Below are 12,334 nucleotides of genomic sequence, written 5' to 3'. Positions count from 1 at the left end.
AGAGCGCTTGATTCAGTTTGAGTTAAGTTTCGGCGGTTACCTTGTTCATCGAGTGACTGACGGGTCGGGATGACCCGGATGTTCTAAACAGCCACTGGCTTCACACCGGAATACACGGGAACGACTCCCCGAATCCGCCAATGAGGATGAATCATGAGTGACAAGGATAAACAGCCGTTGGCTGCGTCGGCGCAAGCCGCCCCTGTGGCGGAATCCGCCGATGCAGCGTTGAAGCGTATCGTTGACGGCTTTTTGCATTTTCATCATGAGGTCTTTCCGCAGCAGGAAGAACTCTTCAAGAAACTCGCCACGGCACAGTCGCCACGGGCGATGTTCATCACCTGCGCCGACTCGCGCATCGTGCCCGAACTGATCACCCAGAGTTCGCCCGGCGATCTGTTCGTGACCCGTAACGTCGGCAACGTCGTGCCACCCTACGGCCAGATGAACGGCGGCGTTTCCACCGCCATCGAATACGCGGTCCTGGCCCTCGGCGTGCAGCACATCATCATTTGCGGCCACTCCGACTGCGGCGCCATGCGGGCGGTGCTCAACCCGGACAGCCTGGAAAAAATGCCGACGGTCAAAGCCTGGCTGCGCCACGCCGAAGTCGCGAAAACCATGGTGCATGACAACTGCAACTGCACCGACGAAAAAGAAAGCATGCCGATCCTCACCGAGGAGAACGTCATCGCCCAACTGCAGCACTTGCGTACCCATCCTTCGGTAGCCTCGCGCATGGCGAACGGTCATCTGTTCATCCATGGCTGGGTCTACAACATCGAAACCAGCGAAATCAAAGCTTACGACGCGGATCAGGGTTGCTTCCTGCCGCTCGACGGCAGCCATCCGATTCCGGTGGCGACGCCCAAAGCGCGCTTCTAAATCCTCCTAAAAATCCGTGTGGTTTGACGCCGGCCGCTGTTTCAGCGGCCAGGCCTTGCCACGCCTGAAGAACACTTCGGGAGAATCGCCATGCGTGCGGCTCAATTGAAAGCTGTGTTGCCACGGGAGTTGCTCGCTTCGGTGGTTGTGTTTCTGGTCGCTTTGCCGCTGTGCATGGGCATTGCCATTGCTTCAGGGCTGCCGCCGGCCAAAGGCCTGATCACCGGGATCATCGGCGGTCTGGTGGTGGGCTGGCTGGCGGGCTCCCCGTTGCAGGTCAGCGGGCCGGCGGCGGGTCTGGCGGTGCTGGTGTTCGAGCTGGTGCGCCAGCACGGCATCGAAATGCTCGGGCCGATCCTGCTGCTCGCCGGTTTCCTGCAACTGGTAGCGGGACGGCTGAAGCTCGGTTGCTGGTTCCGGGTCACGGCGCCAGCAGTGGTGTACGGCATGCTTGCGGGGATCGGCGTGCTGATCGTGCTCTCACAGGTGCATGTGATGCTCGATGCGTCACCGAAACCCTCTGGTCTCGACAACCTCACGGCATTCCCCGGCGCGGTGGCGCAGGCGTTGCCGTCCGTTGGCTGGCAGGCCGGGTTGCTCGGGCTGTCGACCATCGCGGTGATGTGGTTGTGGGAGAAATTCCGCCCGCATTCGCTGCGCTTTATTCCGGGCGCGCTGCTCGGTGTCGGTCTGGCGACAGGTGCCAGCCTTTTGCTGGCGCTGCAAGTGAAGCGGGTTGAAGTGCCGGCGAATCTGGCGGAAGCCATCGACTGGCTGAAACCGGCGGATCTGCTCAGCCTGGCCGACCCGACGCTGCTGATCGCCGCGTTTGCCGTGGCCTTCATCGCCAGCGCCGAAACCCTGCTGTCCGCCGCCGCGGTGGATCGCATGCACAGCGGCCCGCGTTCGGATTTCGACCGGGAGCTGTCCGCGCAAGGCGTCGGCAACATGCTTTGCGGTCTGGTCGGCGCGCTGCCGATGACCGGGGTGATCGTGCGCAGTTCGGCCAACGTCCAGGCCGGCGCCACCACACGCTACTCGACGATTTTCCATGGCCTGTGGCTGCTGGCGTTCGTGTTGTTGCTGTCGAGCCTGCTGCAGAGCATTCCGGTGGCGAGTCTGGCGGGCGTTCTGGTCTACACCGGTTTCAAACTGGTGGATCTCAAGGCGTTCCGTGGTCTGGGGCGTTATGGCCGGATGCCGATGTTCACCTACGCCGCCACGGCGCTGGCGATCATCTTCACCGACCTGTTGACCGGGGTGCTGATCGGTTTCGGCCTGACCCTGTTGAAGCTGGCGTTCAAGGCTTCACGCCTGAAAATCAGCCTGATCGATCTGCCGCAGGAAGGGGAAATGGAGTTGCGTCTGGTGGGCGCGGCAACGTTCCTCAAAGTGCCGGCACTGACTCAGGTGCTGGGCAGCATTCCGCCGGGCACGACGGTGCATGTGCCACTCAACAACCTGAGCTACATCGACCATTCGTGTCTGGAACTGCTTGAAGAGTGGGGCCGGGCGAATGCGGCGAAGGGGGCGAAACTGTTGATCGAGTCGCGCGGGTTGAAGCGACGGCTCGAGGGGCGGATCCGCACCACGACCGGGATCGGTGCGGCGGGCTAACCCCCATCTGGAAATAAACCTTGTGGGAGCTGGCTTGCCAGCGATGACGGAGTGTCAGTCTCTGATGATTTCGACTGATCCACCGCTATCGCTGGCAAGCCAGCTCCCACAGGTGTCCGGGCATATTCCGGTTATGCGGCAGGCTGATCCAGCTCCAGGCCCACGCCCAGACGCCGGCTCATGCACGGCCAGCGCTTCCATGCCGCACCGGTGTCCGGGCTGCTGAGTTTCTCGCGATAGGCTTCCACCGACTCCAGCGCGAAGCTGTCGTCGTCGAGCATGCTGTCCACCGCGTGATGCACCACTTCGTCGAGTTGATTGGCAAATTCCTCACCAAGCAACTGGTGAGCAATCAGATTGGCGACCGTCATGTCCAAGGGGATCAGTGGCTGGCCGAGATGCTTGATGTAAAGGTCGTTGACCTCTTCGACAAAACGATGCGCCAGATAGGCTTCGTCCAGCAGACTGTCCAGGCCCACGGGTGGCTGGAGGAAGTACTGCTCGGCGATTTTCAGCACCGGTTTGATCTGCGATTCGATTCCCGCTTCCCTGGCGACTTCATTGGCTGCATCCAGCAGGTCTGGCACTTCGTCGATGTAGGCGGCGACAAAACGCGTCAGCACGCCGTTGGCGTCGGTTTCCGGCAACTGGATCGCCGGGTGCAGGTGTTGCAGTTGGGCTTCCAGCTGACGGGTCAGCTTTCCGGTCTCAATCTCGTGTTGTCGGGCTATGTGGATCTGCTCGCGCAATGCGGCGGTGTTCATGAAAACTCCAGGAAACAAGGCAATGAAATAGGGAAGACATAACTTAGCTGGCTTACGAAAAATGCTAAGACGCATTTGTCATAATTATTTCATCCTTGATGCACCGGCGTTATATCGGTTTGCCAACACTCGTCTGCATCCTTCTCCATTCGTGCCCTGGAACGCAAGTGCCAGCTGTTTCATACGATTTACGTCCTCACATTGCATTTCTCAGCGGCTGTCTATACTCGCCATTGAATGGAGTTAGCTGATGACGCCCGACTGCCCACGCAGCAAGGCCCGGCGATTCAAGTTCGTAGTCTGATGCAGCCGCTCCCTTGCCTCTGGTGAAAGCCGGCGGGATAACAAGAACGATAAGGGGAACCCGCAATGATGCGACATCCACACGTCTGGATGGGCCTCCTGTTGTGGTCGATTTTCAGCCCGGCGCACGCTGCCTGGACTGTGAATATGGCGCCTGGAGCGACTGAAATCAGTCACGCAGTATTCGACCTGCACATGACCATTTTCTGGATCTGTGTGGTGATCGGGATCATCGTCTTCGGCGCCATGTTCTGGTCGATGATGGTGCACCGCCGTTCTACCGGGCAGGTCGCCGCAAAATTCCACGAAAGCACCACCGTCGAAATTCTCTGGACCGTCGTCCCGCTGCTGATCCTGGTGGCGATGGCCGTTCCGGCGACCGCGACCCTGATCAAGATGTACGACACCAGTGAGCCGGATATCGATATCCAGATCACCGGTTATCAGTGGAAGTGGCACTACAAATACCTGGGCCAGGACGTCGAGTTCTTCAGCAACCTGGCCACCCCCGCCGAGCAGATCCACAACAAGGAAGCCAAGGGCGAGCACTACCTGCTCGAGGTCGACAAGCCACTGGTGCTGCCGACCGGGGCCAAGGTGCGCTTCCTCGTGACCTCCGCCGACGTGATCCACTCCTGGTGGGTGCCGGCCTTCGCGGTCAAGCGCGATGCGATCCCCGGGTTCGTCAACGAAGCCTGGACCCGCATCGACAAGCCCGGCCTCTACCGTGGCCAGTGCGCCGAGCTGTGCGGCAAGGACCACGGCTTCATGCCGATCGTGGTCGACGTCAAGGAGAAGGCCGACTACGAAAAATGGCTCGCCGAGCGCAAGGCCGAAGCGTTGCAGCTCAAGGAGCTGACCAGCAAGGAATGGACCCTGGACGAGCTCAAGGAACGTGGCGACAAGATCTACCACACCACCTGCGTCGCCTGTCACCAGGCTGAAGGCCAGGGCCTGCCGCCGATGTTCCCGGCCCTCAAAGGCTCGAAAATCGCCACCGGCCCGAAAGAGGCGCACCTGAGCATTGTCTTCCACGGCAAACCCGGCACCGCGATGGCGGCGTTCGGCAAGCAGCTGTCGGAAGTCGATATCGCAGCGGTCGTGACCTACGAACGTAACGCCTGGGGCAACAACAAGGGCGACATGGTCACGCCAAAAGAAGTGCTGGAGCTGAAACAGGCGGAAAGCAAATGAGCCGGTCTATTGCGTACTTCGTGAACCGGTCGGGGCAATGCGCTCCGACCTGCCCAGTCCACTCACTTGAAGGAGACCGGCCATGAGCGCTGTCATCGATGACCACGGTCATGCCGACCACGACCACGCCCACGGCCCCGCCAAAGGCCTGATGCGCTGGGTGCTGACCACCAACCACAAGGACATCGGCACGCTGTACCTGTGGTTTGCGTTCTGCATGTTCCTGCTCGGCGGCTCGTTCGCTATGGTGATCCGCGCCGAGTTGTTCCAGCCCGGCCTGCAGATCGTCGAGCCGGCGTTCTTCAACCAGATGACCACCATGCATGGTCTGGTGATGGTGTTCGGTGCGGTGATGCCGGCGTTCGTCGGCCTCGCCAACTGGATGATCCCGTTGATGGTCGGTGCGCCGGACATGGCCCTGCCGCGGATGAACAACTTCAGCTTCTGGCTGCTGCCGGCGGCGTTCCTGCTGCTGGTCTCGACCCTGTTCACCCCCGGTGGCGGGCCGAACTTCGGCTGGACGTTCTACGCGCCGCTGTCCACCACCTATGCCCCGGAAAGCGTGACGTTCTTCATCTTCGCCATCCACCTGATGGGGATCAGTTCGATCATGGGCGCGATCAACGTGATCGCCACCATCCTCAACCTGCGCGCCCCCGGCATGACCCTGATGAAAATGCCGCTGTTCGTCTGGACGTGGCTGATCACCGCGTTCCTGCTGATCGCGGTGATGCCGGTGCTGGCCGGGTGCGTGACGATGATGCTGATGGACATCCACTTCGGCACCAGCTTCTTCAGTGCCGCCGGTGGCGGTGACCCGGTGCTGTTCCAGCATGTGTTCTGGTTCTTCGGCCACCCCGAGGTGTACATCATGATCCTGCCGGCCTTCGGTGCCGTCAGCCAGATCATCCCGACCTTCTCGCGCAAGCCGCTGTTCGGCTACACCTCGATGGTCTACGCCACGGCGAGCATCGCGTTCCTGTCGTTCATCGTCTGGGCGCACCACATGTTCGTGGTGGGCATTCCGCTGGTGGGCGAGTTGTTCTTCATGTACGCGACGATGCTGATCGCGGTGCCGACCGGGGTGAAGGTGTTCAACTGGGCCAGCACCATGTGGCAAGGCTCGATGACCTTCGAGACGCCGATGCTGTTTGCCGTGGCGTTCGTGATCCTGTTCTCGATCGGCGGTTTCTCCGGACTGATGCTGGCCATCGCCCCGGCGGACTTCCAGTACCAGGACACCTACTTCGTGGTCGCGCACTTCCACTACGTGCTGGTGCCGGGGGCGATCTTCGGGATCTTCGCGTCGGCCTATTACTGGCTGCCGAAATGGACCGGCCACATGTACGACGAAACCTTGGGCAAGCTGCACTTCTGGCTGTCCTTCGTCGGCATGAACCTGACCTTCTTCCCGATGCACTTCGTGGGTCTGGCGGGCATGCCCCGGCGAATTCCGGACTACAACCTGCAGTTCGCCGACTTCAACATGGTGTCGTCGATCGGCGCGTTCATGTTCGGTGCCACGCAGATCTTCTTCCTGTTCATCGTGATCAAGACCATCCGTGGCGGCGAGCCGGCTCCGGCCAAACCGTGGGATGGTGCCGAAGGTCTGGAGTGGAGCGTGCCGTCACCGGCGCCGTATCACACCTTCACCACGCCGCCGGAAGTGAAATGAACATTTTCTGCCTTGTGGAAACGCCTGTGGGAGCAGGCTTGCCCGCGATGGCGGCCTGCCTGAAACACCGCGTCGGCTGCATGGCTGGCAAGCCAGCTCCCACAGGGTTCTCGGCCGAGGGCAAAGATCATGGCTGACTCGATTTCGATGAAGAAGCTGGTCACCCGACTGCTCGGTGTGGTGGTGGCGATGTTCGTCTTCGGCTTTGCCCTGGTGCCGATCTACGACGTGATGTGCAAAGCGTTCGGTATCAACGGCAAGACCGCCGGGCAGTACGAGGGCGAGCAGACCGTCGATGCCTCGAGGCAAGTGCGGGTGCAATTCCTGTCGACCAACACCGCCGACATGCCTTGGGACTTCTACCCCAAGCATGACGAACTGACGGCCAACCCCGGCGCGGTGAACGAGATGATCTTCATCGCGCGCAACCCCACCGACAAACCGATGAGCGCTCAAGCCGTACCGAGCATCGCGCCGAGCAATGCGGCGGCGTATTTCCACAAGACCGAATGCTTTTGTTTTACCCAGCAGGTGCTGCAGCCCGGTCAGCAGATCGAGATGCCGGTGCGTTTCATCGTTGACCGCGACATGCCCAAGGACGTGAAGCACCTGACGCTGTCCTACACGCTGTTCGATATCACCGCCCGACATCCTCCGGTGGCTGCAAACACTGGCGGTTAAGCGTGCCCGATAAGGAGAACAATAAATGGCAACTCATGAGCACTATTACGTCCCGGCCCAGAGCAAGTGGCCGATCGTCGCCACGGTGGGGATGTTCGTCACCGTGTACGGTCTGGCGACCTGGTTCAACGATCTGAAGGCAGCGCGTCCGGAATCCCACGGCCCGCTGATCTTTTTCGTCGGCGGCCTGTTGCTGGCGTACATGCTGTTCGGCTGGTTCGGCACGGTGATCAAGGAAAGCCGCGCGGGGTTGTACAGCCCGCAACTGGACCGCTCGTTCCGCTGGGGCATGAGCTGGTTCATCTTCTCCGAGGTGATGTTCTTCATCGCCTTCTTCGGCGCGCTGTTCTACGTGCGACACATTTCCGGCCCGGCGCTGGGTGGCGAAGGCACCAAAGGCATCGCCCACATGCTCTGGCCGAACTTCCAGTTCACCTGGCCGCTGCTGCACACGCCGGATCCGAAACTGTTCCCGCCGCCCAAGGAAGTCATCAGCCCCTGGGGCCTGCCGCTGATCAACACCATCCTGCTGGTGAGCTCCAGCGTGACCATCACCATCGCCCACCATGCGCTGAAGAAAGGTCATCGCGGCGCGCTGAAACTGTGGCTGGCGATCACCGTGCTGCTGGGTTGCGCGTTCCTCGGCTTCCAGGCCGAAGAATACATCCACGCCTACCACGAACTGGGGCTGACCCTCGGCTCGGGCATCTACGGCGCGACGTTCTTCATGCTCACCGGTTTCCACGGCGCCCACGTGACCATCGGCACGATCATTCTGTTCGTGATGCTGATGCGCATCATGAAGGGCCACTTCGACAACGAACATCAGTTCGGCTTTGAAGCGGCGAGCTGGTATTGGCACTTCGTCGATGTGGTGTGGATCGGCTTGTTCATCTTCGTTTATGTGCTTTAACAGCAGCTGCAAGCCGCGAGCTGCGAGCTTCAAGTCAAAACGGTAAGGCTTGTAGCTTGTAGCTTGGCGCTTGCAGCTACCACGGCACGTGGGACACCAGTTGGCCGCTGTAGAAACCCCAGGCAATCAAGCCGACGGTGCAAGCGGCCAATGCCACCCGAACACTCAAGGCGATCACCAGGCGATTCGAGCTGCTGTCGTCCTTGACCAGGAAAAACAGGCCGCTGAACAGGCTGACCACCGTGGCAATCAGCATCAGGACGATGGCTGCTTTGAGCATGGGAAGAACTCCGGGGGAACTAGCGATGCAATTGAGTATAGCGATCGCACTCACTGATTTTCTGGCGCGGCCATGAAGCGCTTCCGGCCGGGCGTGGTGCCGACCCTGGTAGTCGGCCTGCTGCTGCCGTTGCTGATTTCGCTGGGCTTCTGGCAAATGGGCCGGGGCGAGGAGAAAACCGCCCTGCTCGCCAGCTACGCCGAACGCCGCGCCGCCGAACCGATGGCCAGCACCGAGTTGCTGCACAGCGCCGATCCGGCCTTTCGCCGGGTGCATCTGCACGGCCAGTTCGATGCCGCCCACAGCCTGTTGCTGGACAACCGTCAGCGCAACGGCAAGGTCGGCGTCGAATTGCTGCAACCGTTTCAGGATCAACGCAGCGGCCAGTGGCTGCTGGTCAATCGCGGCTGGCTGCCATGGCCGGACCGACGCACAGCCCCGCAATTCACCACGCCGGCCGACGCCGTAAACGTGGATGCCTGGGTGTATATCGCCCCCGGCGCCACCTTCCAGCTACATGCCGATCCGGTCAGCAGCACCTGGCCGCAAACCGTCACCGCCGTCGAACCCGCGAAGCTGTGGAAAACCCTCGAACGCGACGGCTTCGCCTACGAATTACGCGCCGAACCCGGCCCGGCCAGCTATCAGGCCGACTGGCCGGTGGTCGCGATGGGCCCGGAGAAACACCTCGGTTACGCCGTGCAGTGGTTCGCCATGGCCACCGCCCTGCTCGGTCTCTACCTCTATCTCGGCTGGCACAACGCAAAGGAGAAACACCATGGGAGCGGCCATGAATCCACCCAGCATGTCTGAAACGAAAGTCCCGGCCAGTCGCCGTCGCGGACGCATCCAGCTGCTGCTGATCGTGCTCGGCGTGATCGGTCCGATGATCCTCGCCACCGGCATGTACAAGTTGCAGTTCTGGGTGCCGGAAGGTCGCAGCTATCACGGCGAACTGATCGGCAACGGTCAGACCCGCGCCGACCTCGGTATCCAGGCTGACGAAACGCGCTGGCAGATGCTGGTGACCGCACCGAAGGATTGCGCGGTGGACTGCCAGCAACTGGTGTACCTGGCGCGGCAGATCCAGATTGGCCTGGGCCGCGAAGCCGGGCGCGCCAGCCACGCCCTGGCCGCTGCACAACCGTTGGCTGCCGACTACGAAGCCAAGCTGACCCGCGAATATCCGCAGCTGCAACGCTACCCGCTGGACGCAGCGACCTTCAGCAAGGCCACGGGCGACAAGGCCACGCCGCAACTGTGGATCATCGATCCCCACGGCAACCTCGTGCTGCGCTACGACCCGAGCGTCAAGGGCAAGGATCTGCTCAACGACCTGCGCCACCTGCTGAAACTGTCGAACATCGGATAAGGGCATCGTCATGGCCAAACCTGGATTTCGCCTCGCGCTGTTTGCCACCCTGCTGGCGCTGATCGTCGTGTTGCTCGGCGCCTACACCCGCCTGACCCACGCCGGCCTCGGCTGTCCGGACTGGCCGGGCTGCTACGGGTTCATCAGCGTGCCGAAAAGCGAAGCCCAGCTGGCCCATGCCGAACTGCATTTCCCGGACACGCCGGTGGAGGCGCATAAAGGCTGGAACGAGATGATCCACCGCTACTTCGCTGGCACCCTCGGCATGTTGATCTCGATTCTGGCCGGGCGCGCGTGGGTCAATCGTCGTCATCCCGGGCAACCGCTGAAACTGCCGTTGTTTCTGCTGGCGGTGGTGTTCGCCCAGGCGGCGTTCGGCATGTGGACGGTGACGCTCAAACTCTGGCCGCAAGTGGTGACCGGACATTTGCTCGGTGGCTTCGCGACCCTGAGCCTGCTGTTTCTGCTGACGTTGCGACTGTCCGGCGTGCTGCCGACGCTGACCGTGCCCAAGCGCCTGCAATATTGGGCGACTGCCGGATTGCTGTTGGTGATCGGCCAGATCGCCCTCGGCGGCTGGGTCAGTTCCAACTACGCGGCGGTGGCCTGCATCGACTTCCCGACTTGCCACGGCCAATGGCTGCCGCCGGCGGATTTCGCCAACGGCTTTCACCTGGCTCAACACATCGGCCCCAATTACCTCGGCGGGCAACTCGACAGCGATGCACGCACGGCGATTCACCTGACTCACCGCATCGGCGCGTTGCTGGTGACGATTGTCCTGCTCGGTCTGGCCTGGCAACTGAAAGTGGTGGGCATGACCCGACTGGCCGGCCTGGTGCTGATCGCCCTCGCCGCGCAGATCACCCTCGGCATCAGCAACGTGCTGTTCCATCTGCCGCTGCCGGTGGCCGTGGCGCATAACGCCGGCGGTGCCGCGCTGCTGCTGACGATGGTGCTGGTCAACTATCACGCGCGAACCAGTCTGGTTCGGGTCCGGCAGCCGATGATCGCGCGCTGGCGCCTCAGCCCGCGCAAACACTCGGCGGCGCCCATCACTATTAAAGGAGAGACGCCATGGCGATTCTGATCGGCGAACGTCCGGCGCAGGCGCTGTGGCGTGATTACCTGGAGCTGACCAAACCGAAAGTCGTGGTGCTGATGCTGATCACCTCGCTGGTGGGCATGTTTCTCGCGACCCGCGCCGGGGTGCCGTGGACGGTGCTGGTGTTCGGCAATCTGGGGATCGCGTTGTGTGCCGGTGGCGCGGCGGCGGTCAATCATGTGGTGGACCGGCGCATCGATGCGGTCATGGCCCGCACCCATAAACGGCCGCTGGCCGAGGGCCGGGTTTCGCCCACGGGCGCACTGACCTTTGCGCTGGTGCTGGCACTGCTCGGCCAGGCCCTGCTGCTGACCTTCACCAATCCGCTGACTGCGTGGCTGACCCTGGCCTCGCTGCTCGGCTACGCGGTGATCTACACCGGTTTCCTCAAACGCGCGACGCCGCAGAACATCGTCATCGGTGGCCTTGCCGGCGCCGCGCCGCCGCTGCTCGGCTGGACCGCCGCGACCGGCCACGTCAGCGCCGAACCGTTGCTGCTGGTGCTGATCATCTTCGCCTGGACCCCGCCGCACTTCTGGGCGCTGGCCATCCACCGCAAGGAGGAATACGCCAAGGCCGATATTCCGATGCTGCCGGTCACTCATGGCGAGCACTACACCAAGGTGCACATTCTGCTGTACACCTTCGCCCTGCTGGCGGTCAGTCTGCTGCCGTATGTGATCCACATGAGCGGCCTGCTGTACCTGATCTGCGCGCTCGGTCTGGGCGCCAGGTTTCTGCAATGGGCCGTGGTGCTGTACCGTGGCACTCGGCCGCACGCGGCGATCAACACCTTCAAGTACTCTATCTGGTACCTGTTTCTGCTGTTCATCGCCCTGCTCGTAGACCACTACTTACTGTTGAACCTATGACTCGAACCCAGAAAACCGTCTTCATCCTCGTCGCCGTGATCGCGCTGATCCTCGGCCTGACCGTCAACAAAGTGCTGAGCGGCAAGGGCCAGGGCGACCCGACCGCACTGATCGACGCCGGCATCATCCTGCTGCCGCAGAGCCGCAACCTGCCGGACGTGACGATGACCAATCAGGACGGCCAGCCGGTCACGGTCAACGAGCTCAAGGGCAAGTGGAGCCTGCTGTTCTTCGGCTACACCTTCTGCCCGGACATCTGCCCGACCACCCTCGCCCAGCTGCGCCAGATCAAAAGCGAACTGCCGAAGGATGCTGTGGATAAATTGCAGATCGTGCTGGTCAGCGTCGATCCGAACCGCGACAACCCCGCGCAGTTGAAGCAGTACCTGGGCTACTTCGATCCACAGTTCATCGGCCTGACGCCGAAATCGATCGACGAGCTGCAGAAGGTGGCGAACGCAGTGAGCATTCCGTTCATTCCGGCGGACACCAGCAAGCCGAATTACACGGTGGATCACAGCGGGAATCTGGCGGTGATCGGGCCGGACGGAACACAGCGCGGGTTTATTCGCGCGCCGTTGAATAATGCCAAGCTGGTTGCGCAGTTGCCGGTGATGTTGAACCGCAAGTAAGAACAGCACTGTTCCAATGTGGGAGCGGGCTTGCTCGCGAA

General features: G+C 61.8%; 13 protein-coding genes. 11 read left to right on the top strand and 2 right to left on the bottom strand.

Translation table 11 applies throughout. The features are described 5' to 3' along the window. Positions 1 to 153: 153 nt before the first annotated feature. Positions 154 to 885: a carbonic anhydrase gene (locus tag ACTJK7_RS17830; RefSeq protein ID WP_011331804.1), complete on the top strand. Its 732-nt coding sequence runs from the start codon at positions 154 to 156 to the stop codon at positions 883 to 885. Between the two features lie 90 nt (positions 886 to 975). Next, positions 976 to 2,502, top strand: coding sequence for a SulP family inorganic anion transporter (locus ACTJK7_RS17825; RefSeq protein ID WP_085653895.1), 1,527 nt, complete (start codon positions 976 to 978; stop codon positions 2,500 to 2,502). Positions 2,503 to 2,633: 131 nt separating this feature from the next. Here the strand turns inward: ACTJK7_RS17825 and ACTJK7_RS17820 are convergent, their stop codons facing one another. Then, positions 2,634 to 3,266 carry a hypothetical protein gene (locus ACTJK7_RS17820; protein WP_064379553.1) on the bottom strand — a complete coding sequence of 211 codons (633 nt, stop codon included), beginning with the start codon at positions 3,264 to 3,266 and terminating at the stop codon, positions 2,634 to 2,636. Positions 3,267 to 3,635: 369 nt separating this feature from the next. Here ACTJK7_RS17820 and coxB point away from each other — a divergent pair, with 369 nt between their 5' ends. The 4 genes from coxB to ACTJK7_RS17800 all read left to right on the top strand — a co-directional run bounded on the left by coxB (position 3,636) and on the right by ACTJK7_RS17800 (position 8,032). Then, entirely contained in the window at positions 3,636 to 4,763 is a 1,128-nt protein-coding gene (gene coxB / locus ACTJK7_RS17815) for a cytochrome c oxidase subunit II (protein WP_085653896.1), read from the top strand. 82 nt (positions 4,764 to 4,845) lie between these two features. Next, positions 4,846 to 6,438, top strand: a complete 1,593-nt coding sequence (ctaD, locus tag ACTJK7_RS17810) for a cytochrome c oxidase subunit I (protein WP_007953983.1) — start codon at positions 4,846 to 4,848, stop codon at positions 6,436 to 6,438. A gap of 129 nt (positions 6,439 to 6,567) precedes the next feature. After that, on the top strand, positions 6,568 to 7,119 hold the full coding sequence (locus ACTJK7_RS17805) for a cytochrome c oxidase assembly protein (protein ID WP_011331799.1): 552 nt from the start codon (positions 6,568 to 6,570) through the stop codon (positions 7,117 to 7,119). Positions 7,120 to 7,144: 25 nt separating this feature from the next. Further along, entirely contained in the window at positions 7,145 to 8,032 is an 888-nt protein-coding gene (locus tag ACTJK7_RS17800; RefSeq protein ID WP_011331798.1) for a cytochrome c oxidase subunit 3, read from the top strand. Positions 8,033 to 8,108: 76 nt separating this feature from the next. On the opposite strand, the gene ACTJK7_RS17795 is transcribed toward ACTJK7_RS17800, so the two are convergent. Beyond that, on the bottom strand, positions 8,109 to 8,312 hold the full coding sequence (locus ACTJK7_RS17795) for a twin transmembrane helix small protein (RefSeq protein ID WP_085748051.1): 204 nt from the start codon (positions 8,310 to 8,312) through the stop codon (positions 8,109 to 8,111). Positions 8,313 to 8,384: 72 nt separating this feature from the next. On the opposite strand from ACTJK7_RS17795, the gene ACTJK7_RS17790 reads away from it, so the two are divergent. The 5 genes from ACTJK7_RS17790 to ACTJK7_RS17770 are packed head-to-tail and all read left to right on the top strand — an operon-like array spanning position 8,385 to position 12,293. Beyond that, positions 8,385 to 9,125, top strand: a complete 741-nt coding sequence (locus ACTJK7_RS17790; RefSeq protein WP_108558931.1) for an SURF1 family protein — start codon at positions 8,385 to 8,387, stop codon at positions 9,123 to 9,125. Next, positions 9,091 to 9,684, top strand: a complete 594-nt coding sequence (locus tag ACTJK7_RS17785) for a hypothetical protein (RefSeq protein ID WP_108558929.1) — start codon at positions 9,091 to 9,093, stop codon at positions 9,682 to 9,684. The genes ACTJK7_RS17790 and ACTJK7_RS17785 overlap by 35 nt, the downstream gene beginning before the upstream one ends. 10 nt (positions 9,685 to 9,694) lie before the next feature. Then, the gene (locus ACTJK7_RS17780; RefSeq protein WP_440779329.1) at positions 9,695 to 10,774 is read left to right on the top strand and encodes a COX15/CtaA family protein; all 1,080 of its coding nucleotides are present in this window, start codon (positions 9,695 to 9,697) and stop codon (positions 10,772 to 10,774) included. Then, complete coding sequence (gene cyoE, locus ACTJK7_RS17775; RefSeq protein ID WP_007953992.1) at positions 10,762 to 11,661, top strand: heme o synthase; 900 nt, start codon at positions 10,762 to 10,764, stop codon at positions 11,659 to 11,661. The genes ACTJK7_RS17780 and cyoE overlap by 13 nt, the downstream gene beginning before the upstream one ends. Then, entirely contained in the window at positions 11,658 to 12,293 is a 636-nt protein-coding gene (locus ACTJK7_RS17770) for an SCO family protein (RefSeq protein ID WP_007953994.1), read from the top strand. The genes cyoE and ACTJK7_RS17770 overlap by 4 nt, the downstream gene beginning before the upstream one ends. Positions 12,294 to 12,334: the final 41 nt, after the last annotated feature.

This window comes from Pseudomonas sp. 22085, from assembly GCF_052045815.1.
GTDB classification, from domain to species: domain Bacteria; phylum Pseudomonadota; class Gammaproteobacteria; order Pseudomonadales; family Pseudomonadaceae; genus Aquipseudomonas; species Aquipseudomonas glycinae.
Note: the sequence above shows the minus strand (reverse complement) of the source record. Positions and strands in the feature narration are given on the sequence as shown.

What these genes read in the sequence shown, in the direction of transcription:
- ACTJK7_RS17830 (WP_011331804.1), top strand. Translation starts at nt 154, where the DNA reads ATGAGTGACAAGGATAAACAGCCGTTGGCTGCGTCGGCGCAAGCCGCC.
- ACTJK7_RS17825 (WP_085653895.1), top strand. Translation starts at nt 976, where the DNA reads ATGCGTGCGGCTCAATTGAAAGCTGTGTTGCCACGGGAGTTGCTCGCT.
- ACTJK7_RS17820 (WP_064379553.1), bottom strand. Translation starts at nt 3,266, where the DNA reads ATGAACACCGCCGCATTGCGCGAGCAGATCCACATAGCCCGACAACAC.
- coxB (WP_085653896.1), top strand. Translation starts at nt 3,636, where the DNA reads ATGATGCGACATCCACACGTCTGGATGGGCCTCCTGTTGTGGTCGATT.
- ctaD (WP_007953983.1), top strand. Translation starts at nt 4,846, where the DNA reads ATGAGCGCTGTCATCGATGACCACGGTCATGCCGACCACGACCACGCC.
- ACTJK7_RS17805 (WP_011331799.1), top strand. Translation starts at nt 6,568, where the DNA reads ATGGCTGACTCGATTTCGATGAAGAAGCTGGTCACCCGACTGCTCGGT.
- ACTJK7_RS17800 (WP_011331798.1), top strand. Translation starts at nt 7,145, where the DNA reads ATGGCAACTCATGAGCACTATTACGTCCCGGCCCAGAGCAAGTGGCCG.
- ACTJK7_RS17795 (WP_085748051.1), bottom strand. Translation starts at nt 8,312, where the DNA reads ATGCTCAAAGCAGCCATCGTCCTGATGCTGATTGCCACGGTGGTCAGC.
- ACTJK7_RS17790 (WP_108558931.1), top strand. Translation starts at nt 8,385, where the DNA reads ATGAAGCGCTTCCGGCCGGGCGTGGTGCCGACCCTGGTAGTCGGCCTG.
- ACTJK7_RS17785 (WP_108558929.1), top strand. Translation starts at nt 9,091, where the DNA reads ATGGGAGCGGCCATGAATCCACCCAGCATGTCTGAAACGAAAGTCCCG.
- ACTJK7_RS17780 (WP_440779329.1), top strand. Translation starts at nt 9,695, where the DNA reads ATGGCCAAACCTGGATTTCGCCTCGCGCTGTTTGCCACCCTGCTGGCG.
- cyoE (WP_007953992.1), top strand. Translation starts at nt 10,762, where the DNA reads ATGGCGATTCTGATCGGCGAACGTCCGGCGCAGGCGCTGTGGCGTGAT.
- ACTJK7_RS17770 (WP_007953994.1), top strand. Translation starts at nt 11,658, where the DNA reads ATGACTCGAACCCAGAAAACCGTCTTCATCCTCGTCGCCGTGATCGCG.